This window comes from Streptomyces sp. NPDC085932 (assembly GCF_044540525.1).
GTDB classification, from domain to species: domain Bacteria; phylum Actinomycetota; class Actinomycetes; order Streptomycetales; family Streptomycetaceae; genus Streptomyces; species Streptomyces levis.
The window spans coordinates 2,028,117-2,051,625 of sequence record NZ_JBITSJ010000001.1; the positions used below are offsets into that span (position 1 = coordinate 2,028,117).

Consider the following 23,509-nt stretch of genomic DNA (forward strand, 5'->3'; position numbering starts at 1 on the left):
GATGGGAAACTCATGAGACGACCATTTCTGACTGTTCTCGCGGCCGGCGTGCCGCTGGCCGCAGCGGTGTATCTGCCGACCGCCCGGGCGGAACCCCCGGCCGCCTCCGGCCCCGCCCCGTTCACCTGCTCGGCGCCTTCCGTCAAGGCCCCGCAGGGCACCACCGTGGAGTCCGTGACCGCGGCTCGCCGAGACGGCGGCACCGTCAACGGCACGGGCGTCCTGGGCGGTTCGGTCTCCGGAGTCCCGGCCTTCTGCGAGGTGACGGTCACGCTGACCCACCCCGGCTCCGACGACCACGCCAAGGTGCGCACCTGGTTGCCCGCCGAGGGCTGGAGCGGCCGTTTCCAGGGCCTCGGCGGCGCCGCCTACCTCGCCGGTGACAACGGTGTCGGCCTGGGAACCGCGGTCAAGAAGGGCTACGCCGCCGTCTCCACCGACGCCGGTGTCGGCGACGCCCTGGACACCGGCTGGGCGCTGGACAGCCAAGGCCGCGTCAACACCGCTCTGCTGAAGAACTTCGCCTCCCGGTCGCAGCACGAGGCAGCGGTCGTCGGCAAGCGAGTCGTGGACGCCGTCTACGGCAAGCCCCCGGCCTACTCCTACTTCACCGGCTGCTCCACCGGTGGACGCCAGGGGTACATGGAGGCCCAGCGCCACCCCGACGACTACGACGGCATCCTCGCCGACGCCCCCGCTGTCCACTGGGACGAGTTCGAGATCGCCACCCTGTGGCCGCAGGTGGTGATGAACAACGAGAAGACGTACCCGTCCACTTGCGAGTTCGACGCCTTCACCAAGGCCGCAGTCAAAGCCTGTGACTCCCTGGACGGCCTCCAGGACGGCCTGGTGAACGACCCCACCCGGTGCGATTTCGACCCCCGCCGGCTGATCGGGACCAAGGTCGTGTGCGAGGGCAGGGAACTGACCATCACGGCGCCCGACGCCACCGTCGTTCGCAAGATCTGGGACGGCCCACGCACCCTCACGGGCAAGGAGCTGTGGTACGGCGTCCCGGTCGGAGCGGACATCTCGGCTCTGGCAGGGCACACCGATCCGGACCCCGACGGAAACGTCACCGGTACGCCCTTCCCGGTGCCCGCAGCCTGGGCCAGGCTCTGGGTGGCCGAGGACCCCTCACTCGACCTGTCGAAGATCACCTACGCCGGATTCACGCAGCTGTTCAAGCGGTCCCAGGCCGAGTACGACAAGGTCATCGGCACGGACGACCCCGACCTGTCGGCCTTCGCCGCGTCCGGCGGCAAGCTGCTGACCTGGCACGGCGAGGCCGACCAGTACATCCCCGCCCAGGGCACCGTGCGCTATCGCCAGCAGGTCGAGCGTGCGCTGGGCGGCGGCAAGAAGGTCGACGACTTCTACCGTCTCTTCCTCGCCCCCGGCACCGACCACTGTGGTCTGGACGGGGCTGACGGCTCGGCCGACGGCCTTGCGGCACTGACCGCCTGGGTCGAGCACGGCAAGGCACCCAAGACGCTGCCCGCCATCCTGACCGACGCCGACGGGCAGAACGTCACGCGCGACCTGTGCGGCTATCCGCGGATCTCCCGCTACAAGGGCCACGGCGACCCGTCCGCCGTCGCGAGCTTCACCTGCGTCTCCCCGCCCCGCCTCTGACCGGGTCGGAGGCGTCACAGGGGCGCCCTGGCGGCAGGTAGGCCGGCAGACGAGCCCCCCGCGCGCGAGCAGAGGTGAAGAAGGTCGCGCGAGGCACGCTCTTGCCCGGTGCCCGGTGCCCGGTGCCCGGTGCCCGGTGCCCGGTGCCCGGTGCCCGGTGCCCGGTCCGTCGTATCCTGCGGGTGTGGAGCTGCGTTTCGGGACACGCCGGTCGGACTCACCGTGGGTCGACAGCGTATGGACCTGCACCAGCGACCAGGTCACGACGATGACGTCCGTGGCGGGCGTGCGGTGGGGCCTGGTGTTCTGGGAGCAGGACGGCCGGTCCTACGCGGCCGTCAGCGGCCCGGAGACCCGGGCGAGCACGGCGCCCGTCCCGGAAGGAGCCGCCTTCACCGGCATCGAGTTCGCCGTGGGCACCTCGCTGCGCGTCCTGCCCGTACCGGAGCTGGTCGACGGCGGCGTGGAGCTCCCCGACACCACGCGCCGGACGTTCCGGCTGGACGGCGCCCGCTGGCAGACCCCGGGGGCCGATGACGCCGAAGCTCTGGTGGAGCGGCTGGTCAAGGCCGGGATCGTGGTGCGCGACCCGCTCGTCGCCGAGGTGCTGCGAGGTCATGAACCGGCGGTGTCGGGACGGACCGTGGAGCGCCGCTTCCGGGCCGCCACCGGTCTGACGCGGGGGGCGGTACGGCAGATCGAGCGGGCCCGTACGGCGGCGGAACTGCTGGCAGCCGGTGACACGGCCGCCGACGTCGTCGCCAAGCTCGACTACTTCGACGAGCCGCACCTCGCCCGGGCGCTGCGCACCTACGTGGGGCGCACCGCCGGAGAACTGCGCGACGGCAGGGGCGGTGCGATCGCGCTCGACCTGGGGCAGCGCTGGACGTCGTAGATCAGCCTCTGCCCGGGAAGTGCTGGACGTCGTAGATCAGCCTCTGCCCGGGTCAGTGCTTGACGTCGTAGATCAGCTTCAGGATCCCGTTGGAGTAGCTCTCCGACTCGCGCAGCGACAGCATCTGCTTGTCCTGGTCGGCCCGGTGGAACAGGCTCTTGCCGGCGCCGAGCAGGACGGGGAAGACGAGCAGGTTGTACTGGTCGATCAGGCCGGCCTCCGACAGCCGCCGCGCCAGTTCCGCGCTTCCGTGGATGTAGATGGAGCCGCCCTCGCTCTCCTTGAGCCGGGCGACGTCCTCCGTCGTGCGCAGGATCGTCGACGGCCCCCAGTCGCCGACGAGGGCGTCGTCCGGCAGCGTGCTCGACACGACGTACTTGGGCAGCTCCTTGTAGGCGGCGTGGTCCTCCGAGCCGGGCCAGACCGCCGCGAAGGCCTCGTAACTGCGGCGTCCGAACATCAGCGCCGTCGTGTCGGCGAGCTCCTCGGCCTTCAACGACCAGGCCTCCGGGACGAACTCCAGATCCTTCACCACCCAGCCACCGCTGCGGTGCCCCTCCTCGGGCCCACCGGGCGAGTCCAGAACGCCGTCGAGCGACATGAATCCGGTGTAGACCAACTTACGCATCTGTGTCTCCTCATCACGGGCCGAGCTCCTGGGATCAACCTAGGCCGTGGCCGGGACGGGTGTCTTGGACGGAAACGACATCGACTGGGTGCCGCTGCCGGAAAACAGGCGTGCGGGGGCGACAGCGCCGGGAAGAATGGCCGCCATGAGTTACGAAGGCTCCGCCATCGACCCGACCAGGCCCAGCATCGCCCGTGTCTACGACTACCTGCTCGGCGGCAAGGACAACTACGCCGTGGACCGGGAGATCGGCGACGTGTTCAAGCGGGATCTGCCCGGTTCGGTGGCCATCGCCTTCGCGAACCGCGCGGCCCTGACCCGGGCGGTCGCACAGATCGCCAAGACCACCGGCATCCGGCAGTTCATCGACTTGGGCAGTGGCCTGCCGACCGCGGACAACGTCCACCAGGTCGCGCAACGGCACGCTCCCGAGTCCCGGGTCGTCTACGTCGACATCGACGACCAGGTGCTGGTCCACGGCCGCGCACTGCTGGAGGAGAACGACCGGACCCGCGTGGTGGCGGTCGACGTGCGCGACCCGGAAGCCATCCGCTCCCACCCGGCCACGGTCGAGATCATCGACTTCGCTCGTCCCGTCGCCGTCATCTTCAGTGCCATCCTCCACCACGTCAACGACGACGAGGACCCGGCCGGCATCGTCCGCTACTGGCGTGACCAAGTCCCGTCCGGGAGCCACTTCTTCATCAGCCACTTCCGCTCCGGCGACAACCCGGAGACCAGGGAGGCCGAGAAGGTCCTCCAGCAGACGTTCGGCCGCGGCCGCTGGCGCACGGACGCGGAGATCGCCTCCCTGCTGGACGGCTTGGAGATCCTCGACCCTGGGATAGTCCCCGCACCCCTGTGGCGTCCCGACGAGTCCGACCACCGGTGGAACAGCGGCGAACAGCGCGAACTCACGGTCTGGGAACACCTCATCGCCGCCGGCCTGGCTCGGAAACCGTAGGCTGTGCCGGGCGGACGCAGACGCGCGGAGGCCGACTCCCCGCACCACAACCAGCCGTGCCACTTCGCCCTCGCCCGGGTGCGGGAGAAGCAGGCAGGGCAGGGAAGAGTGATGGTCATGCGATCCTCCACGGCCGAACCCGCACCCGACCACGGTGACCACGCAGCCGACCCGCCCTTCGCGCCGCTGCGGCTCGGCAGCTGGCCCACCCCACTGGAACCCGCTCCCCGGCTCGCCGAGGCCCTCGGGCTGCGCGGTGACGACCTGTGGATCAAGCGCGACGACCTCACCGGGCTCGCCGGGGGCGGCAACAAGATCCGCAAGCTGGAGTGGACCATGGCCGGAGCGCTGGCCGAGCACGCGGACACCCTGGTCACCACCGGCGCCGCCCAGAGCAACCACGCCCGCTTGACCGCTGCGGCGGGAGCCCGCCTCGGCCTGGACGTGGTCCTGGTCCTCGCGGGCGAAGCGCCGGCCGCGACCTCCGGCAACCTGCTGCTCGACCGTCTTCTGGGCGCCCGCCTGGTCTGGGCCGGGAACGCGGACGCCGAGAGTCTGGACGCGAGGGCACGCGAAACCGCTGCGGAACTGCGCCGGGCCGGGGCGAGCCCCGCCGTGATCCCCTTCGGCGGATCCAGCGTCCTGGGCGCGCGAGGCTACCTCGAAGCAGGCAGGGAGATCCTCCGGCAGTGTCCCGGCGTCCAGCACATCGTCGTGGCGCTCGGCTCGGGCGGCACGATGGGCGGACTGGTCGCCGCCGCCGGTGCCCGACGCGTCCTCGGGGTGGACACCGGCGCGCGGCCGGGAGTGCGCACGGTCGTCCGCACCTATGCGGCGGCACTGTCCCAGGACCCCCTCGTGGCCGAGGATCTGCGGGTGCGCGCCGACCAGGTCGGGGCGGGCTACGCCGCCCTGACCTCCGAGACGGCCGAGGCCCTGTCGCTGGCCGCGCGGTGCGAAGGCGTCGTCCTCGACCCCGTCTACACGGGCCGGGCCCTCGCGGGACTGCGCGCCGCCGTCCGCGACGGGGACATCCGCCCCGGAGAGACGACGGTACTGGTGCACACCGGCGGACTCCCAGGCCTCTTCGGCCACCCGGAGGTCCCGGCCGTCTTCGGCTGAGCCCCCTCGCACGTGGCGGGCACGGGCGCCCGTCGTCGGTCAGCCGAGGTCGGGCAGTGGGCGGCGGGCGACCTCGTGGGCCTCGTCCGGTGGGACTCCCAGCATGCGCAGGACCATCTCGGCCAGGTCCGTCGCGGCGTCGTCGCCGTTCACATCGGGGCGGGCGAACCTCAGTTCCACCAAGGACAGGAGGGTTCCGCCCAGCGCGGTGAGAGCGATCGTCGCGTCCGGCGTGGTGAAACGGCCGGAGGTCATTCCCGCCTGGAGGTCGCGCAGGGCCCGGACGGCCAGACCGTTGTCCGAGTACAGGTGCCCGAGGCCGCGGCGGCGCAGCACCTGCATCAGCTCCGGGTGCGACTCGGCCATGCGGGCGCTGAGCCGGAAGCCGGCCGCCACCAGCTCCGCGGGGTCGTCGATCCCGGTCAGGTGCGCGTCGAAGGTCTGGCCGAACTCCTCCAGCGCGTCCCGCACCGCGGCCTCGAACAGCTCGGTCTTCGACTCGAAGTGGTTGTAGAAGGAGCCGAAGCCGACGTCGGCACGCTCGGCGATCGCCTGGATGCTGGCGCTCGTGTCCCCGCTCTCGGCGAGTATCTGCCGCGCCCCTCGCACGAGAGCCCTGCGGGTCTCCGCACGGCGCCGTTCGAACCGGTTGCCGGCCGGGGCTGACGTAGACATGCGCAGAGTCTAACCGTCCGGGCGATGCCGATCGCAGTTCTGATGGTTTCATCATTATCCGCCCGCGGTGTCTTGACGATGGTTCCGTCAGACTTGATGATTTCCTCATCAAGGCAGTCTCGCCCGGAGGGCACCATGTCTGAAACCCGCGTCAACGGGGCCGGCGTCGGCACGGCTCACCAGGGCCTTCACAGCGAGCAGGGCGCCGTACGCGGTGAACACCCCGGCCGCTCCCGGAATCCGGTGATCAAGGTCGCCGACCTGGCCTGGCTGGAGTTCCAGAAGCCCGACCTGGACCGCGCCGAGGTCTTCGCCCGTGACTTCGGGTTCGGCATCGCCGCCCGTACCGAGCGCGAGCTGTGGCTGCGCGGCACCTTCGCCGGCTCACCCTGCATGGTGATCCGCAAGGGGCGCACGTCCCGCTTCATCGGCCCGGCCTTCCGGGCCGCCGAGCGGGCCGACCTGGACCGGCTGGCCCGCGGCACGGGCACGTCGGTACAGGACGCGGACGTGCCCGGCGGCGGCAGGGCAGTCGACCTCCTCGACCCCTCCGGCTTCCCGGTCCGGGTCGTGCACTGCGGGGAGGACCTGCCGGCGCTGCCCGAGCAGCAGCCGCTGCCGCTCAACTCCGGCACCGAACACCGCCGCACGAACGCCCCCCAGCGCCCCCCGCGTGAACCCTCCCGCATCCAGCGACTGGGTCATGTGGTGCTGGAGACAAGGGTGTTCGGGCGGGCCCTGGACTGGTACCTGGACACGCTCGGGATGATCGTCTCCGACTTCCTGTTCCTGGACGGCCAGCGCGACCGTGGCCCGACGATGGCGTTCATCCGCTGCGACCTGGGCAGCGTCCCGGCCGATCACCACACCCTGGCCATGCACCTGGGGCCGGGCACGGGCTATGTCCACTCCGCCTACCAGGTCACCGACCTCGACTCCCTCGCCGCCGGCGGCGAGTACCTCAAGGAGCGCGGCTACCGGCGCAGCTGGGGCATCGGCCGGCACATCCAGGGCAGCCAGCTCTTCGACTACTGGCGCGACCCCGACCGCTTCATGCTGGAGCACTTCGCCGACGGCGACCTGTTCTGCTGCGACGTCGAGCCGGGGTGGGCCCCCATGTCGACCAGCGGGCTGGCCCAGTGGGGCCCGCCGGCCACCCGCGACTTCCTCGGCGCGAGCCCCTCACCGCAGCGGGTCCGCGATGTCGTCGAGGCACTGCGAGGCGACAACGAGATGGACCCGGCACGCCTGCTGGGCCTGCTCAAGGCCGCCAGGTCCTGAACCCCCGACCCCCTCACGAAGGTACTGACATGAGCACCAACGTCCTGCGCACCGCCGACGGCTGGTGGGTTCTCCGCGGCGACCGTGCCGTCCCCGTCGCCACCGAGGCCGGCACGACCGCCGAGCTGATCGCCGACCGGGCCGCCGTCCGGCAGGCGACGCTGTCGTCCGACGCGGGCACCCCCGTCGCGGACCTGGTCCCCCTCCCGCCGGTCACCACTCCCTGCCGCGTGGTGGCCCAGATGGTCAACTACCGCAGCCACGCCCGGGATTCGGGCTTCACCGGAGACATCCCGCCCGCCTTCTTCCGTAAGGCGTCCGGCTCGGTGAGCGGACCGCACGACAGCATCGTCCGCCCCGCCCACGTGCAGTTCCTCGACTACGAGATCGAACTCGGGCTCGTCATGGGCGCGCCCCTGCCCATCGGCACCGTCGTCGACGAGCGGCACCTGCCGTCGTACGTCGCCGGTCTGGTGATCACCAACGACGTCAGCGCCCGCGATGTCCAGCTGACCAGGACGCAGTTCTACGAGAGCAAGTCGTACCCGACCTTCACCCCGACCGGGCCGTACCTGGCGCTGCTGGAGCCGGAGGACTTCGCTCATCTCCTCGACCTGCGCCTGAGGCTGTCCGTCAACGGCGAGCTGCGCCAGGACCGCACCCTCGTCGACATGATCGTCCGCCCGGCGCAGGCCCTCACCCTGCTGGCCCGCTTCCAGACCCTCGACCCTGGCGACCTGCTGCTCACCGGCACCCCCGGCGGCACGGCCCTCAAGGCTCCGCCGAAGCCGGTCGAGAAGATCGGTGCGCTGCTGCCGCCCGCCGTGAAGTGGAAGGCGTTCTTCACGTCCCAGGCGAAGAACCCGCGCTATCTGCACCGCGGTGACGTGATCACAGCGACGATCGCGACCCCGGACGGCCGGATCGACCTCGGCGAGCAGCGCACGCCGGTCGCGGACGCGAACCGGCACCCGAGGTGAGCCGCACATGACCGCCGACGCAGCCGCACATGTGCCCGTCGTGATCATCGGCGCCGGGCCGGTCGGTGTGACCGCGGCCCTCCTCCTGGCCCGGCGCGGAGTGCGCACCCTGATCCTGGAACGCCACCGGGACGTCTACCCTCTCCCGCGCGCCGTCGCGACAGACGACGAGGTCCGCAGGATCCTCCAGGCCGCGGGTGTCGGCGAGGAGTTCGCCGCGATCGCCCGCCCGGCCAACGGGCTGCGGCTGCTGGACGCCCGGCACCGGGTGATGGCCGAGTTCCGCCGCACCGAGCACGGCCACCACGGCTACCCGCAGACCAGCATGTTCGACCAACCCGCACTGGAGCGGCTGCTGCGCGCCGCCCTCGCCCGGCACCCGGAGTGCGAACTGCGCACAGGCGTCGAGGTCGTCGGCATCGAGCAGGACGGAGACGGCCCGGTCCGGGTGACCTACCGCGACGACGAAGGCGTTCATCCCCTGTGGGCCGACGCGGTCCTCGGCTGCGACGGCGCCGGCAGCCTCACCCGCGACACCATCGGTGCCGCATGGGAGGACCTGCACTTCGAGGAACGCTGGACGGTCATCGACGTCCGCACCACGGCCGGCGTCCGCTCCTGGGAGGGCGTCGACCAGGTCTGCGACCCGGACCGGCCGGCGACCTTCATGCGCATCGGCGAGGACCGCTACCGCTGGGAGTTCCGCCTCGGAGACGCCGAGACGCCGGTGCGCGACCTCATCGCCCCGTGGCTGCCGCCCTCCTGCGAGGGCGACGTCGAGATCGTCCGCGAAGCGCAGTACACCTTCCGGGCCCGGGTCGCCGACCGCTGGCGCAGCGGACGGATCTTCCTGCTCGGCGACGCCGCCCACCTCACCCCTCCTTTCGTCGGACAGGGGTTGTGCTCGGGCCTGCGGGACGCGTACAACCTCACCTGGAAGCTCACCCGCGTCCTCCGACAAGGCTGTGACGAGCGGCTCCTGGACACCTACGAGAGCGAACGCAAGCCGCACGCCCGGCACGTGATCCGGCTCGCGGTCGCCATGGGCTGGGCCATGACCGGTGGTCAGGACGACGCCGCCGCGCTGCGTCGCGGGCTCCTGGCCGCGGCCTGCCGCATACCCGGCCTGGCCGCGGTGGCCGGCCGCGACCTCAGTCCGCCCCTGGCCGCCGGCCCCCTCGTCCGGCGCCGCCTGCGCGCAGGCCTGGTGGGGACCCACTGCCCACAACCGTGGATCACCGCCGGGGCACGGCGTACCCGCCTCGACGAACTGCTCGGCGACTCCTTCATCCTCCTGACCGGCACCGAACCCCCACCCTCGCTCACCGCCCTCGCCCGCGGACTCGGTGCCCGGGTCATCCCCGTGACCGGCCTCGGCGACGACGGCACACTCGCCGCCTGGCTGCGCGCCGGCCGCGCCGACGCCGTCCTGCTGCGCCCCGACCGCGTCGTCGCGGACGTCGTCCCGGCCGGGGGACACGAGTTCACCGGCACCGCGGCCTGGGCACCCCTGCTGCACACCACACGCACCCCCTGCCCAGCCCTACCGGCCCCACGATCGAAGACGGCCCGGTGAGGAGCGCCTCAGGACGACCGAGCCCGAGCCCTTCACGACGTCCGACGCGCAGACCGTCGCGGACTCGGAGTCGCCGTGCGGGAATGCACACGGCGGCGGCGATCCCACCGATGCCCGCCCCGATGCCGGCGGCGAGCCGGAAGGACGGTGCGGTCGTGGTACTGCTGGGCCCTCAGCAGCCTCATGACGAGTGCGGCCGGTACGGAATGACCCGGAGGGTCAGGCTCCACACGGCCACCGTCCAGGCGCACAGCGCGGGCCGCCAGGCCTGCCCACCCGCCCGGCACGGGCGCTCGTGACGTACGAGTTGTAAGCGACGCGATGGGGTGGCAGTTGCGGGGCTCACACCAATGAGCCCGTTCAGCGAGTCGTGGTGGCGGGTCCGACTGTGTCACGGTGGAGGGACAACGAGACCGGCCGGCACCCGCAGGTGCCGGTCTTTCGGGAGAACCGGGCGTTGCCCCCATCCCGGGCACCCGGCCCCGCCATCGTCGTACACCCCAGAGGGGTGTCTCGCCTTTGGGCTCACCAACCCCCGGAAGGGGGACGCGCCCCCCATGAACATCGTCACGACCCTCGACGGGCCCACCGCACGCATCTCCCCGTGCGGAGAGGTCGACTTCGACACCCTGCCCCCGCTGCGCGCTGCCGCCGACGCGCTGCCGCCGCAGGTGACCGACCTGCAGTGGGACCTCTCCCGCACGGCCTTCATGGACATCGCCGGCCTCCACCTCCTCTTCGGCCCCGGCTCCGGCCCCCGGCGCCGGACGACCGTGACGGGCCTGCGCGATCAGCCGCTGTGGCTGCTGCTCACCGCGGCCGACGCGAATCCCGACGTCTTCGACCTGGCCCGCCTGCTGCCCGACATACCCCCGGCCCGTTTCCGGCCCGCGGCCGTCTGAAGCGGCACAGGCGTCCGAGCACCGACGGAGCCCTGCAGGCGGTCAGAGCAACCGGAGTAGCAGGCCTGCCAGTTGCGCGGGCGTGGTGATCATGCAGTCGTGGCCGGTCGCCAGCTCCCACACCTGCGCCGGGGCGCCGTTGGGCTGGAGCTCGGGTACGGGACGCCGGACGAACCCCTCCGGCAGGACGGTGCAGTGGATGTGCGTCCGGGGGATGCTCCGTGCGGCCGGTTCGTTCAGCCGCACCGGTTGCCGCAGGCAGTTCACCGGCTGGTCCGACAGCATCGTGCGCAACCAGGCGACATCGTCCGGGTCGCTCACGCCGAACAGGCCATCGGGCGGCGGCATCTCGGGCGGAGGCGGCACCCGCCAGCCGCTCTCCGACCGCAGGGCCACGTCGATCAGATGCTGGGTGACGGGTATGACGTCGACCGCTGTCTCGCCGTGCTCGGGAACCATCGCGTCGAGGTAGACCAGCTGCGCGATCCGGTCCGGGACGTCGTTGGCCACGGACGAGATGACCAGTCCGGCGTAGCTGTGCCCGACGAGGACCACCTCGGTGAGGTCCTCCTCGGTGATCAGCTTGACGATGTCGTCGACGTGCGTGTCGAGTCCCACGTCGGGACCGGCCAGGTGGCGCTTCTCGCCGAGTCCGGTGAGCGAGGGTGTGATCACCTGATGGCCCGCTGCCGTCAGCGGCGGGACCACCCGTTCCCAGCACCTGCCGCTGTGCCAGGCGCCGTGGACCAAGAGGAACGTCGACTTGGTTGTTGTGCTCCTTGCTGTGCAGGTCGGCCCGCTACGGGGCCGCCGGGGGGGGAGAGGCATCACCGGGAAGGTGCGGACCGGGTGAGCCGACGGCAACGGTGCCGTGGGGATGCCGGGGGAACCAGGGCCGTCGCGATCCTGGGGGTGACAGGGCCACCCGAGGGCCCGTCCGTGCTTCGACGTCCTGGCCGCCAACCCGTTGGCGACGGCTCTGTCACCGCGCTTCACGCCGGGGGCCAACCGGCTGCGCAGCCTCTTCCTCGATCCCGCCGAGCAGGCCCTCTACCCGGGGTGGGAGCAGGCCGCCGCGGGCATGGTCGCGGGCTTCCGCCAGTCCATCGGTGCCGACACGGACGACCCTCGGTGCATCGAGCTGGTCGGCGAACTCTCCCTGGCCAGCCCACTCTTCAGTCGGCTCTGGGCCCGGCATGACGTCGTGGCGTGCGCAGGAGCGCCCAAGTACGTCGACCACCCCCAGGTCGGCGGACTGTGGCTGAACCGGGAGCGGCTGAGCGTCGACGGCACGATCGGCCAGACGCTCGTCGTCTACCACCCCGCTCCCGGCAGGACCGACGCCGACAGCCTGACGCTGCTCGCCGCGACGACTTCGGGAGCTCATCAGCGGGCGCGTGCCCCTCAAGGGTGACGTCCATGCGGCCTGCCCTGGCGCATCGCGGACGCAGTGCCGCCACCCTTGACAGCCCCGTCCACATCGCGGGCGTGGTCGGCATGTGGTCCGTGCGGTGTATCGACCCCGGCGCCTCGGGTACTCCGCATGGCATTCAGCAATGTCGAGTCGCCGGCGAAGGAGAGTTGTGGTGCAGGGGATGGAAGGCGAGAGGGGCAACCGGTTCTGTAAGGCGTGCGGTGTGCCGGCCGAGGACGGGCGGTTGTGCAATCGCTGCGGGGCGGTGCTGGACTTTCCCGACGAGGGCGGGCTGGTCGAGGACCAGGGCGCTGCGGTGCGCCGGGACTTCGAAGGGCGTGCGCCTGGGCGGGAGGTCTGAGTCCGGCCCGCCCGCGCTGTCAGGAGTGCTCGGGCGGGTCGCCGAGAGCTTCGCCGTAGAGCCGGAAGAGGCGTAGGCCCTCCGGTCCGTCGGTGGGGGATCGGCGCAGACGTTGCCAGCAGTCGGCGGTGAGACGGCGCGCCCGGGTGCCCGGCCATGGCTGCGGCAGCAACTCGGGAGGAAGCAGCGGGTCGGGTTCCATGGCCCTGGTGAACTCGGCCGCGAGTCGGACGGCCAGGGCCAGCCGCCCGGAAGCCGCCTGCTCGGAGTTGTCGGCCTGTTTCAGCGCCCCCAGTTCGCCCAGGCAGTGTCGCGCGAAGGCGCTGAGCCGTTCGTAGCGAGCGGCGATGTATTTGAGGGGCCACAACTCGGCGGCGAGGTCCACCGGATCGGTGAGGGTCCCGATGCGCAGGTCGGTGCTGGTGAGGAAGGTCAGAGAGTCCAGGACGTCCAGGTGGCGGGCGTGGGCCTCGACGATGTCGGTGACCGGGTTGGCGGTGACGTAGAGGCCGCCCTGGAGGGGTGCCGCGCCGAGGTGGAGGAGGGCGTCGCGCAGGGCGTCGCGGGCGGTGCGACGGGACTCGGGGATCGCGAAGGCGAACAGGTGCCAGACGCTGTCCCAGGGGGCGTCCCCGGCGTCCTGCCGATAGGCGTGGCGTACGTACTCCGCGTCCGGCGCGAGGGCACCGGTCGGGTCGGCGACGGCCCGGAGCACCGCCTTGCGCCCACGGCCGTCCTGAGTGAACCGGCCATCGGCCACCAGGCGTTTGACGCACAGCCGCACCTGCTGGTCGGTCATGCCCAGCAGTCCCGCGACGCTGTACAGCTCACCGGCGTCGACGGTGCCGTCCTCCCGCACGAGCGCGTGTACGAGCAGCCGGGTGGGCACCTCCGGATCGGGCACGCGCTCCCTGCCGACAGTGGAAGCGGGAGGGTCGGAGGCCGTCACCGCGTGCCCCCGCCCGCCCGGTCCGCCTCCGTCACGGGGCGGTACATGGTGGTCACTGCGCCGAAGCCCATCAGCCGGCGCAGGTAAGGCGTCCGTTCGGTGTGGCGTGCGACGAAGCCGTGCCGTTCGTACAGGGCGCGGGCACGGGGGTTGGTGTCGATCACGTCCAGACGGACACGACGGCAGCCGTTCTCCGCGGCGATGGCGGCGACCTGCCCGAGCAGCAGGCCGCCGATCCCGCCACCTCGATGGCGCGTGTCCACGGCGATGCCGTCCATGACGAGCTCCCCCGCCCGCGGCGTGCGTTCGAACAGGGCGAGGACCGCGAGCCGGGGCAGCCCGCGGAGGAAGCCGTAGGTGGACAGGACGTCCTGCACGTCACCGCCGGTGAGCGCGCGCCCGTCCAGCTGGTAGCCCGCCACGCCGACCACCGTCCCGTCGACGAGCGCGGTCACGCCTCGGTCGTGGTTCACGTGCGCGGCGATGAAGGCCCGCCCGGTGTCAGGGGGGTTGAGAGCGGGGCCGAGCTTTCGACCGAAGGCCTCCCAGTAGAGCGCGGCCACCTCCTGCTCGCTTCCCTCGGGAACACCGCGCCGGCACTCCACGGCTCGGATCCCCCGCTCGTCCTCCGGTCGGTCCTGCTTCGGGCGGCCTCTTGGGTTCGTGGGTTCCATGGTGGCTGCTTCCTCTTGGTCGTCCCCATCCCCTTGCACTATCGATCATAGTACGTTCATTCTCGATACGAGCGTTTCGAAGTCGATAGATTGGAGTCGTCCGGTGTTGAGACGACGGAGGACGGCCCGCGCGGGACGCGGGCGGCGGCGCTTGCTGTGGGCGCTGGTGGGCGTCCTGATCGTGGCGGGCGGTCTCGGCGGGATCGCGGTGTGGCAGAACACGTACGACCTGCGGGAGGAACGCGTCGTCATGCGGCACGACGGTCATCGTCTGGAAGGGGTACTGGCCCGCCCGCCGGCGGGGGACGGACCGTTCGGGCTGGTGGTCTTCGTGCACGGGGACGGGCCCGTCGACGCGACCCACGACACCTTCTACCGGCCCCTGTGGGAGTCGTTCGCGCGGTCGGGATACGCCTCACTGTCCTTCAGCAAGCCGGGTGTCGCGGGGTCGGAGGGGAACTGGCTCGACCAGAGCATGGACGACCGCGCCGCAGAGACCCTCGCCGCAGTCGCCTGGGCCCGCGGCCGTCCCGACATCGACGGCCGGCGCATCGGACTGTGGGGAGCGAGCCAGGCGGGCTGGGTGCTGCCGAAGGCGGCCGCGAAGGACCGGCGACTCCAGTTCGTCATCGCCGTTTCTCCGGCCGTCAACTGGCTCCGGCAGGGCCGCTACAACCTCCTCGCCGAACTCCGCCGGGACGGCGCCGACCGGCAGCGCATCGACAAGGCGGTACGCCGCCGCGAAACGACTCTGCGCCTGCTGCGGCAAGGCGCGTCCTACGAGGAGTACCGCGCGACCGTCGGTGTCACCGATGACGCCGGTGACGCTGACGACGTCACGCCCGGCCGGTGGCGATTCATCGCGAAGAACCACACCGCAGACGCCGTCGCCGACCTGCGCGCCATGAGGAACACTCCCGTCCTGCTGGTACTGGCCGGACACGACGTGAACGTCGACGTGACGGAGACTGAGGCGATGTACCGCAGGATCCTTCCCGCGTCGACACTGACGGTCCAGCACCACCCCGACGCCACGCACTCCCTGCTGGACCACGACACCGAGCGCTCACCCCTGCGCCTGACCGCGACCGCCGTCTTCGCGCCCCGGAAGCTGTACGCGGCGGGATTCCTCGACAGTCAGGCCCGTTTCCTACGGCGGGCCGGCGCGGGGAAGCTGCTCTCACAACACCCAACTGCCTGACTGTTCACCGTCTTTGTCAGCCGATGAGGGCCTGGGTGATCTGCCGGGACGTCTGCGCGGCGACCCGGGGGTCGACGGCGGCATACGTGGTGTACGCCTTCAGACCGGTGGCCAGGGCCCAGCCGCGGCCTCGCAGCCAGGTCGCGTCGTCCACGCCGAGCGCATCGCGGAAGGCGGCTCGGCTGGTCGGCGACATCAAGGTGAAGGCGATCATCAGGTCGCGGGCCGGGTCGCCCGTACCGAGCTCTCCGAAGTCGATGACGGCGCTGAGGCGGCCGTCGGAGGTCAGCAGGTTGCCGGTGTGGAAGTCGCCGTGAAACCACACCGGAGAGCGGTCCCATCCGGGCGCGCTCAGCGCCTCGTCCCACAGGTCGGTCATGGCTGTCGCGTCGAACGCGCCGTTCACCTCGGCGATGGCGATCCGTGTCGCGCGGTCACGGTCGGACAGTGGCCGACCGGCGAGGCGGCCCCCGGTGTTCCCCGCGGGCGTGTTCTCACGGGTGAATCGCTGCAAGGCGACCAGGAACCCTGCGAGTTCGATCGCCGCCTCGTAGGAGTCGCCCAGTGCGTCGACGGTCGCCACCTCGCCCTTCAGCCAGCGGGACACCGCCCACGGCCACGGGTAGCCGAAATCGGGCTCACCCACTGCCATCGGTACCGGGACGGCGAGAGGAAGGTGCGGAGCGAGTCGGGGCAGCCACTCGTACTCCTTTCTGGCCTGCCCGATGGCTCCGGCATGGCACGGCAACCGGGCGGCCGGCTGCTCGCCCAGACGGTAGATCACATGATCGGAGCCGGTCGGTTCGACCGGCTCCAGAACCAGTTCTGCCCACTGCGGGAACTGAGTGTCGGCCAGGTGCCTGACCAGCACCTCGTCGATCCGAGGGCGGATGTCCGCCGTTCGCCCGGCGACCAGGAGCAGCTCCCGTCATCGGCCCGCTCCGTGCGTCGGGCAGCCGTCGCCATCACAGTGGGTTCGGGCTGCGCCTGTCGACCGACTATTGTGCTCGTCGGTCGCCGGGGTTCAGCGGAAACTAGCAGAACCGCGTGTCCGGCAGCACGTTGTCCGGGTAGTCGATGTAGTAACTGGCCATCCAGCCGTCGAAGTTGGGCGTGATGATGTAGACCCAGTACGGATTGCCGCCCACGGTCTGACTGCCGATCTTCTGGCACCAGACCTCGAACGAGTCACCCCGGTTGACCTGCCCCCGGATGTTGGGGCAGTTGGTCGTGGACGGCGACATGCCACAGGTGGTGAGGCTGGCATCGTTGTGGCGCACGTTCACGTTCGTCGCCCAGGTACCGAAGTTGCGCTTGATGGAGACATCACCTTCGTTCCCACGCGCGCTCCCGGCCTGGGGACCGGACGTCACGGTGGTGGCAGAAGCGGTCTCCAGCTGCCCGGCGCCGGCAGACGGTGCCATGGCGAACAGCGCCGCGGACGCCATCAAGCCCGCGAGAATGGTTCTACGCATCGCAACTCCTCTGTTCGAAGGACCTGAACCCCGGCCCTGCCGCTCGTCACGAGCGTCCTTACGGCGGCACGGTTCCATGGCGCGTCTTGCGCCGGACGACAGGGTGTCGTGCGGCGCAAGACTAGGAGAGCGTGTGCGGGAAAGGTCCCTGACAGCTGTCAGGGACCACTGGTCGGCAGCCGTTGGTCAGGGGCCGCTGGTCAGGGGTGGTGCACTTGGTCAGGCACGGATCACCGGTGCCTGGAGCTCCGTGACCCAGTCGTCGCGGTCCGCGGGACACTCCAGATTGATCTCGCGGGGGTATCCGGTCGACCGGTAGCCGTTGGCGTCGATCCAGCGGGCCAGGGTCTGGGCGGTCGGGAGCACGGTGTCCATCGAGCCGCGGTGCACGATGGTCGCCGCCTGGTCGAGGGACGGCAGGTCGAGGACCCGGAAGGTGCCGTCCCGGAGGGGAGCGGAGACCTGGACGGCGGCGTGGACGCGGATCCTGCCGCCGCCCTCCGGGGCGTCCTCGTAGGAGGCGATGCCGGGGCCCGTGGGGGTGATCCCCGCCGCCTCGAGGCGCCGGAACAGCTCGTCGTAGAGCGGGCTGATCACCGGGCCGATGTCCTCCGGTCCGAAACTCGCGGCCGTCGCGGTCAGTTCAGCCACCCGCACGGCAGGGACGCTCTTGATGACGACGTCGTTCGTGGGCATGTGCCCCTCACTCTCGATCGCTCGGAGCCTTGCCTCGACCTGGACCAGCCGCGCTCCCGCGACGGCCAGGGCGGTCTCCAGCTCGGCCCGCCGCAACCGCAGCATGCCGCGCAGTTCGTCGGCTCCGACTTTCTCCTCCACGATGTCCCCCACCTGCTGGAGGGTGAAGCCGAGGTCCTTGAGCGCGATGATCCGGTTGAGACGGGCGAGTTGGGCTGCGGTGTAGTAGCGGTAGCCGCTGGCCGGGTCGACGTGGGCCGGGCGCAGCAGACCGGTCGCGTCGTAGTGACGCAGCATCCGGACCGATACGCGGCCGTGCCGGGCGAAGTCTCCGATGGTGAACATGATGGCTCCGAGCTCACCGCCTGACACGGTGTGAGGGTCAAGTGGTCGCCTCAGCGCGGCCGCAGGCCCGACATCAGCGTCTCCACGCAGCCGGTGACGAGGTTGTCGAGCGGAAGGTCGCCGTTCATGCCCGTGGCGACGAGCACGGTCAGACCCTGGAGGAGCGCCAGGAGGGTCAGGTCGACCCTGCCGCTGGTGTCCGGGTCGATGTCGCCGCGGTCGCGGGCCTCTTGCAGCAGTCGCAACGGCGCGGCGAAGGCCCGGTCGTTGGCAGCCGAAAGAGCGTCGTCACGCGCCTCGCTCTTCGGGCGGTGCATCAGGGGCAGCAGCGCGCGGTGCTCCCTGCCGAACTCGACGTAGGTGCGGGCGAAGACGACGAGCCGAGCGGTGACGTCGCCCTCGGCCTTCTTCAGGGCCGCGTCGAGTCTGCGCCCGAGCCGCTCGTAGCCCTCTTCGGCGAGGGCGTCCAGCAGGGCCGTCTTGTCGGCGAAGTGGCGGCGGGGCGCGCTGTTGCTCACTCCCACCGCCCGTGCCAGTTCGCGCAGGGACAGACCCTCGATGCCGCGTTCGCCGAGGACGTTCTCCGCCTCTCGCAGCAGGGCGCTGCGCAGGTTGCCGTGGTGGTAGGGCCGTACTGCGGTCATGGGGCCACCCTAATCCAATGTGTTCATTGACTACAATGTATTCGTTGAATACATTGACGTCATGACCAGCTCACTCACCTCCACCCCCTGGACGGCCGGTCAACTGCCGCCTCAGGACGGGCGCACCGTGATCATCACCGGCGCGAACAGCGGTATCGGCCTCGAAACGACCCGCGCGTTCGCTCGGGCCGGAGCCCGCGTGATCATGGCCGTGCGCGACGTCGAACGCGCCCGTGCGACCGCCGCGCCGCTGCCCGACGCGGCCGAACTGCGGCCGCTCGACCTCGCCGACCTCGCATCCGTGCGCGCCTTCGCGGCCTCCGTCGACCACCCCTGCGACATCCTGATCAACAACGCCGGAGTGGCGAACGTGCCGCTCAGTCGGACGGCGGACGGGTTCGAGACCCATTTCGGCACCAACCACCTGGGCCACTTCGCGCTCACCAACCTGCTGCTGCCGAGGATCACCGACCGGGTGGTCACCCTTGCCTCCAACGCTCACAAGAGCGCCTCCCTGGACCTGGCCGACCCCAACTGGGAGCGCCGGAGCTACCGTTCCTCGGCCGCGTACGGCCAGTCCAAGCTCGCCAACCTTCTGTTCACCCTGGAACTGCAGAACAGACTGACAGCGGCGGGCTCCACGGTGCGGGCCCTGGCCGCCCACCCCGGGGCGGCGACGACCGGCCTGAACCGGCATCTCGGCCCGGCCATGAAGGCGGTCGCGGCGCTCGCCGGCCGCTTCGTCATGCAGAGCGGGACCGACGGCGCCCAACCGACGCTCTTCGCGGCCGTCCGCGACCTGCCCGGGGCGAGCTACGTCGGCCCCGACGGCCGGGGCGGGCAGCGCGGCCGACCCACCCTGGTCTCCCGCAGCACCACCGCCCAGAACACCGACCTGGCGGCCCGGCTGTGGGAGCTGTCCGAACACCTCACGGCCACGTCCTTCCCTCTCGGGTGACACCAGGCCCGCAGGCCGGGACGTCACGGGCGCCGGAGGGTCGTCCGTGCCGATCGACGCCGTCGCCGCCAGGACGATTCCGGTCCGGAGGCGGAGTGCAGCTGCACCAGGTCACCGGCCGTTCCCTGCCGCCGCCAGGGCGCGTACCGCTGCCAGGGCGCGTCGGCCCCCCGCGCAGGGGGCCTGCCCCGGAAGCCGGCCCGCTCCGCGTTCTGCGATCACAGCAAGGGAAGGCTGTCCCCGCCGAGGAGCTGCCAGCCGGAGCTCGGCAGTCCGAACTGCGAGGTGGTGAACATCTTGCTGCCGGTCGCGGTGGGCCGGGTGGCGCCGCCGGGCAGGATCCACGCGGCGCCCGCGTAGCCGTTCTCCCCGTGCGCGGTGACGGCGAGTTCGGGGCGCCCGTCACGGTTGACGTCGCCGGCGGAGACCGTGGTGCCGAAGTGGTCGCGGCTCTCGCTGCCACCGGGGACGCCGGTGGTGTCCTGGCTGTAGGAGTAGGCGCCGGAGCCCAGGGCACCGGTGCGCCTGCCCGGGATGACCGTGACCGTGCCGGCGTCGGCGACGGTGCCGAGCTTCTCACCGGGCGCACCCACCACGACGTCACCGGTGCCGTCGCGGTCGAAGTCCGCGACCACGACCGACGCGCCGAACTTGTCGCCCTTCTCGCCGGAGCCGGGAACGCCCGTGCTGTCCTGGGACATGACGACGGGCCTGGCGTCGGTCGGCACGCCGTCCGGGCTGCCGTACCAGATGAGGATGCGCCCGCCGGTCTCTCCGTCGACTCCGCGCTGCTCGGGCTCGTCCGGGTCACCGGCGACGATGTCGCCGTACCCATCGCCGTTGATGTCGCCGACCGTGGCCACCAGAGCGTCGCCGTGGGTCAGGGGGACGCTCCACTGCGGTGTCTTCTCGGCGTTGACGTGGATCCTGCCACCGGTGTAGCCGCCGGCACGGCCCGACACCGCCACCGTGTCGGTGCGGCCGTCGCGGTCGAGGTCACCCGTGGCGACGGAGCCGAACCACTCACCGAGCCCCATCTCCGCGGAGGCGGGCCCCGCCGACCGGGTGAAGGGGCCCCGGAAGGTCTGGGTGTAGTTCCAGCCGCCGACCGTCACCAGGCTGGTGGACGCGGAACCCTTGCCCGCCGCGGCCACGTCCCGGCCGATGCGGTCGAAGTCCTCGGGGCTGTCGGGCGTCGGCAGGGCTCGCCCGGACACCAGGCCCGACCGGCTGCCCCACAGGATCGTGACCATGCCCTTGTTCTCACCTTGGGCGAGATCCTCGTAGGGCGCTCCGACGACCAGGTCGGCGAATCCGTCCCGGTCGAGGTCGGCGGAGGCGGTGGAGGCACCGAAGTGGTCGCCCCGCTCGGCGGTTCCGGGTACGCCGGGGGAGTTCTGCGTGATCAGGACGCGGGACTTCGCCGACAGCCCCGAGGCGGAGCCGTACAGGACGATCACGGCACCGGCGTCCTCCCGTCCGGCGACGTCGGCGGCGGGCACCCGCAGCACCACGTCGCGGAAGCCGTCGCCGTTGAAGTCGGCGGGGACGGTGTCCCCGGCAGCGTGCGCGCCCGGGACCTGCACACTGCCGATCAGCCCGGCGAGCACGACGGTGGCAACGGCCACCCCGTATCTGCTGCCGCGGCCGTCCTTCTTGGTCATCTCGGTTTCTCCCACGTCAGGAACGCCGTCGAGGCACGGACGGCAAGGCGACCACGCCTGCATCGCCGGCCGGACTGGTACCGCAACGGAACCGGCGGCCGGTCGGCCACGCGACACGGCGCCCACGTCCACGTATGCGTCCCCCACCGAGCGATCCGCTCTCGCACAAGTGAGCGGATGCTATCAGCGAGTTGACGCGCGCCCCGTGGGGGCGGTGCTGCGGCTGCGCAGCTCCGGCAGCATCGCCACCACGCTCGCGTGCTGCGCGAACACGGACCTGCACCGCTCGCGCTCCGGGTGATCGCTGTCGCTGCCGAACCACAGCACCATGGCCTCGTCGCCGGGATCGATCGGTTCGGACCACTCCGCGACGGTGGCCAGACACTCCACGAGCCCGGACCGCTCAGGAACCTGCGGATCGCTTGCGAGACGAAGCAGAAACGGGAGGACTTCCGGCATCGCCGGGTTCATCTCGGCGATGCCGAACATGGTGTTGGTGAGGACACGCCGTGCCTCTGCCGCGCCGTGGGGGTCGAGCAGGCCGTAGAGCAGGACCGGAAGGGTGGCAGGGCACTCGGGGTATTCCGACCAGCGAATCTCTTCGCACCCGTCGAGGGCAGGATGCGCGCGGCCGGCATCGACTGCCTCCGGATACTCGAGGAGGAATCGGGCGATCAACGCGTCCTTGGCAGCCACGTCCAGCCTGCACACCTGTCTGGCCCCCGTCCCGTCGCCATGAGCCCTGAGCTCCTCCGGGCCCACCTCACTTTCACGCGGCCGGGGCGTCGCGCACAAGCCGCGAGAGCGAACCGAAAGCAGGGTGCCGAACTCCCGTACAACCCTCCCGCCCCTCCAGCGGTCTCCTGCTCGCACACCCTTACGGCAGTGGGGTCCGCCCAGTCGGCGCGGGCCCTCCTCCCTTCTGGAGACACATTGCGTACACGCCCGCTCTCGATGGCCGCCTGCCTGCTTGCCTCCGGACTGACTCCGCTCGCCCTGGCGGTGCCCGCCGCCCACGCGGCGTCCCCGGCGGCTCCGTACGACTTCAACGGCGACGGCCACCGCGACCTCGCGGTCGGCGCGCCGGGCGCCACGGTCGGCGGCAGGACGAAGGCGGGGGCGGTGTCCGTCGTCTACGGCTCGGCCACCGGCCTGCGGACGACGAAGTACCAGACCATCACCCAGAACTCGACCGGTGTCCCCGGCAGCGCGGAGGCCTCGGATGCCTTCGGCAAGGCGGTCACGTCGGCGGACCTGGACCGCGACGGCTACGCGGACCTGGTCGTCGGCGCTCCGGGCGAGGACATCGGCCACGAGGTCCATCCCGACCCCGACGACGGCACAGTCGTGATCGTCTGGGGCGGCTCGACGGGACTGTCCGGCGCCTCGACCGTCGAGAACATCAACCCCAGGGACCGCGACCACTACGGACAGGCCCTGACGGCCGGGGACTTCGACGGCGACGGGGACGACGACATCGCGGTGGGCGCCACAGGGAACTCCGACATCCAGATCATGAAGGGCCCGTTCGCCCGGTCCGGTGAGCACATGAGCGGTTCCACGGGCGGGGGAATGGGCCACGGAGCGCGGCCGTTCGACAACAGGTACGGCGTCGAGTACCTGTCCTCGGGCGACGTGCTGGGTGCCGGCTTCGACAGTCTCATCGTCCACGGCCGCGCCAAGGGCACCGACGACGCGATCACGGCCTGGGCCGACGGCCGGATCACCAACTTCACCGACTGGCTGGAGTACCTCCCCGGCGGCTACGTCTCCTCGGTCGGCGACGTCGACCAGGACGGTCACGCCGACATCGTGACCGGCAACCACCGGGAGAGCGGGGCCGATCCCTCGGGCGCCCTCGGCGGCAAGGTCACCCTCGTGTACGGCGCTCCGGAGGCCCGGTTCACCGAGACGCGCAGGACCACCTCGTACACCCAGTCCACGACGGGCGTCCCCGGCACGTCGGAGTCCGGCGACGGCTTCGGCGGAGGTGTCGCGCTCGGCGACATCAACGGCGACGGGTTCGCGGACCTCGCGGTCGGCGCGACGTACGAGTCCTTCGGCACGTCGGAAGACACCGGCACCGTGACGATCCTCCACGGCAGCAGGACCGGCTTCTCGGCGACCGGCGCGGTCAGCCTCTCCCAGTCCACGTCAGGCGTCCCCGGCACCTCGGAGGACGACGACCGCTTCGGCGGCCGCGTGCTGCTCTCCGACACGGCCAAGGACGGCAAGGCGGACCTCACGGTCGCGGGCCCGGGCGAGAACGGGGGCGACGGCACGGTGTGGTCCTTCAAGGGTCTGACGAACGGTTCGATGTTCGGCCCGTCCGCCACCGGCGTCTCCACCTCGGGCGCCCCGGCGTTCGGCACGACCCTCGGCGACTGAGCCTTCCTGACACAGGTGCCACGGTACGAGGGCACGCGGGAGCCGGAGCCGGCCTTCCGACCACCACGACAGCAGGGAACGT

At 71.3% G+C, this 23,509-nt stretch carries 22 protein-coding genes and 1 pseudogene; 12 read left to right on the top strand and 11 right to left on the bottom strand.

The genetic code is table 11. The features are described 5' to 3' along the window. Window positions 1–12 precede the first annotated feature (12 nt). Window positions 13–1,635, top strand: a complete 1,623-nt coding sequence (locus ACIGAQ_RS08720; protein WP_399780387.1) for a tannase/feruloyl esterase family alpha/beta hydrolase — start codon at window positions 13–15, stop codon at window positions 1,633–1,635. Between the two features lie 184 nt (window positions 1,636–1,819). Then, window positions 1,820–2,530, top strand: coding sequence for a helix-turn-helix domain-containing protein (locus ACIGAQ_RS08725; RefSeq protein WP_399780390.1), 711 nt, complete (start codon window positions 1,820–1,822; stop codon window positions 2,528–2,530). 52 nt (window positions 2,531–2,582) lie between these two features. On the opposite strand, the gene ACIGAQ_RS08730 is transcribed toward ACIGAQ_RS08725, so the two are convergent. After that, the gene (locus ACIGAQ_RS08730; protein WP_311685872.1) at window positions 2,583–3,158 is read right to left on the bottom strand and encodes a dihydrofolate reductase family protein; all 576 of its coding nucleotides are present in this window, start codon (window positions 3,156–3,158) and stop codon (window positions 2,583–2,585) included. Between the two features lie 136 nt (window positions 3,159–3,294). On the opposite strand from ACIGAQ_RS08730, the gene ACIGAQ_RS08735 reads away from it, so the two are divergent. Together ACIGAQ_RS08735 and ACIGAQ_RS08740 are read left to right on the top strand one after the other, a co-directional pair. Then, window positions 3,295–4,122, top strand: a complete 828-nt coding sequence (locus tag ACIGAQ_RS08735; RefSeq protein WP_362283206.1) for an SAM-dependent methyltransferase — start codon at window positions 3,295–3,297, stop codon at window positions 4,120–4,122. Window positions 4,123–4,239: 117 nt separating this feature from the next. Further along, a complete protein-coding gene (locus ACIGAQ_RS08740) occupies window positions 4,240–5,244 on the top strand; it encodes a D-cysteine desulfhydrase family protein (protein WP_399780394.1) in 1,005 nt (334 codons plus the stop codon). Window positions 5,245–5,283: 39 nt separating this feature from the next. Here ACIGAQ_RS08740 and ACIGAQ_RS08745 read toward each other — a convergent pair whose 3' ends face one another. Continuing rightward, complete coding sequence (locus ACIGAQ_RS08745; protein WP_399780397.1) at window positions 5,284–5,919, bottom strand: TetR family transcriptional regulator; 636 nt, start codon at window positions 5,917–5,919, stop codon at window positions 5,284–5,286. Between the two features lie 135 nt (window positions 5,920–6,054). Between ACIGAQ_RS08745 and ACIGAQ_RS08750 the strand changes: the two genes are divergently transcribed. The 4 genes from ACIGAQ_RS08750 (at window position 6,055) to ACIGAQ_RS08765 (ending at window position 10,658) form a co-directional block, all read left to right on the top strand. Continuing rightward, on the top strand, window positions 6,055–7,200 hold the full coding sequence (locus ACIGAQ_RS08750) for a VOC family protein (RefSeq protein WP_399780400.1): 1,146 nt from the start codon (window positions 6,055–6,057) through the stop codon (window positions 7,198–7,200). 29 nt (window positions 7,201–7,229) lie between these two features. Beyond that, window positions 7,230–8,180: a fumarylacetoacetate hydrolase family protein gene (locus ACIGAQ_RS08755; protein ID WP_399780403.1), complete on the top strand. Its 951-nt coding sequence runs from the start codon at window positions 7,230–7,232 to the stop codon at window positions 8,178–8,180. Between the two features lie 7 nt (window positions 8,181–8,187). After that, entirely contained in the window at window positions 8,188–9,756 is a 1,569-nt protein-coding gene (locus ACIGAQ_RS08760) for a bifunctional 3-(3-hydroxy-phenyl)propionate/3-hydroxycinnamic acid hydroxylase (RefSeq protein ID WP_399780406.1), read from the top strand. A 557-nt stretch (window positions 9,757–10,313) separates the two neighbouring features. Then, complete coding sequence (locus ACIGAQ_RS08765) at window positions 10,314–10,658, top strand: lipid asymmetry maintenance protein MlaB (protein ID WP_399780409.1); 345 nt, start codon at window positions 10,314–10,316, stop codon at window positions 10,656–10,658. Window positions 10,659–10,700: 42 nt separating this feature from the next. Here ACIGAQ_RS08765 and ACIGAQ_RS08770 read toward each other — a convergent pair. Next, window positions 10,701–11,420: pseudogene (locus tag ACIGAQ_RS08770) on the bottom strand (alpha/beta fold hydrolase); the annotation flags it as partial. A gap of 205 nt (window positions 11,421–11,625) precedes the next feature. Here ACIGAQ_RS08770 and ACIGAQ_RS08775 point away from each other — a divergent pair. After that, complete coding sequence (locus ACIGAQ_RS08775; RefSeq protein ID WP_399780412.1) at window positions 11,626–12,072, top strand: hypothetical protein; 447 nt, start codon at window positions 11,626–11,628, stop codon at window positions 12,070–12,072. Window positions 12,073–12,452: 380 nt separating this feature from the next. Here ACIGAQ_RS08775 and ACIGAQ_RS08780 read toward each other — a convergent pair whose 3' ends face one another. Together ACIGAQ_RS08780 and ACIGAQ_RS08785 are read right to left on the bottom strand one after the other, a co-directional pair. Continuing rightward, complete coding sequence (locus ACIGAQ_RS08780) at window positions 12,453–13,337, bottom strand: PaaX family transcriptional regulator C-terminal domain-containing protein (RefSeq protein ID WP_399780415.1); 885 nt, start codon at window positions 13,335–13,337, stop codon at window positions 12,453–12,455. A gap of 41 nt (window positions 13,338–13,378) precedes the next feature. Next, on the bottom strand, window positions 13,379–13,987 hold the full coding sequence (locus tag ACIGAQ_RS08785; protein ID WP_399780418.1) for a GNAT family N-acetyltransferase: 609 nt from the start codon (window positions 13,985–13,987) through the stop codon (window positions 13,379–13,381). Window positions 13,988–14,159: 172 nt separating this feature from the next. Between ACIGAQ_RS08785 and ACIGAQ_RS08790 the strand changes: the two genes are divergently transcribed. Then, on the top strand, window positions 14,160–15,257 hold the full coding sequence (locus ACIGAQ_RS08790; RefSeq protein WP_399780421.1) for an alpha/beta hydrolase family protein: 1,098 nt from the start codon (window positions 14,160–14,162) through the stop codon (window positions 15,255–15,257). A 16-nt stretch (window positions 15,258–15,273) separates the two neighbouring features. Here the strand turns inward: ACIGAQ_RS08790 and ACIGAQ_RS08795 are convergent, their stop codons facing one another. The 4 genes from ACIGAQ_RS08795 to ACIGAQ_RS08810 all read right to left on the bottom strand — a co-directional run bounded on the left by ACIGAQ_RS08795 (window position 15,274) and on the right by ACIGAQ_RS08810 (window position 18,417). Further along, entirely contained in the window at window positions 15,274–16,173 is a 900-nt protein-coding gene (locus tag ACIGAQ_RS08795) for an aminoglycoside phosphotransferase family protein (protein ID WP_399780733.1), read from the bottom strand. 118 nt (window positions 16,174–16,291) lie between these two features. Then, a complete protein-coding gene (locus tag ACIGAQ_RS08800; RefSeq protein WP_399780424.1) occupies window positions 16,292–16,732 on the bottom strand; it encodes a hypothetical protein in 441 nt (146 codons plus the stop codon). A gap of 219 nt (window positions 16,733–16,951) precedes the next feature. Further along, on the bottom strand, window positions 16,952–17,773 hold the full coding sequence (locus ACIGAQ_RS08805; protein ID WP_311685845.1) for a MerR family transcriptional regulator: 822 nt from the start codon (window positions 17,771–17,773) through the stop codon (window positions 16,952–16,954). A gap of 50 nt (window positions 17,774–17,823) precedes the next feature. Then, window positions 17,824–18,417 (bottom strand): TetR/AcrR family transcriptional regulator, encoded by a 594-nt coding sequence (locus ACIGAQ_RS08810; RefSeq protein ID WP_399780427.1) that lies wholly within the window; start codon window positions 18,415–18,417, stop codon window positions 17,824–17,826. Window positions 18,418–18,478: 61 nt separating this feature from the next. On the opposite strand from ACIGAQ_RS08810, the gene ACIGAQ_RS08815 reads away from it, so the two are divergent. After that, a complete protein-coding gene (locus ACIGAQ_RS08815; RefSeq protein ID WP_399780430.1) occupies window positions 18,479–19,375 on the top strand; it encodes an oxidoreductase in 897 nt (298 codons plus the stop codon). 218 nt (window positions 19,376–19,593) lie between these two features. Here ACIGAQ_RS08815 and ACIGAQ_RS08820 read toward each other — a convergent pair whose 3' ends face one another. Together ACIGAQ_RS08820 and ACIGAQ_RS08825 are read right to left on the bottom strand one after the other, a co-directional pair. After that, the gene (locus ACIGAQ_RS08820; RefSeq protein ID WP_399780433.1) at window positions 19,594–21,039 is read right to left on the bottom strand and encodes an FG-GAP repeat protein; all 1,446 of its coding nucleotides are present in this window, start codon (window positions 21,037–21,039) and stop codon (window positions 19,594–19,596) included. A gap of 183 nt (window positions 21,040–21,222) precedes the next feature. Next, a complete protein-coding gene (locus ACIGAQ_RS08825) occupies window positions 21,223–21,735 on the bottom strand; it encodes a hypothetical protein (RefSeq protein WP_399780436.1) in 513 nt (170 codons plus the stop codon). A 237-nt stretch (window positions 21,736–21,972) separates the two neighbouring features. On the opposite strand from ACIGAQ_RS08825, the gene ACIGAQ_RS08830 reads away from it, so the two are divergent. Beyond that, window positions 21,973–23,427: a hypothetical protein gene (locus ACIGAQ_RS08830; RefSeq protein ID WP_362283160.1), complete on the top strand. Its 1,455-nt coding sequence runs from the start codon at window positions 21,973–21,975 to the stop codon at window positions 23,425–23,427. The last annotated feature ends 82 nt before the right edge of the window (window positions 23,428–23,509 follow it).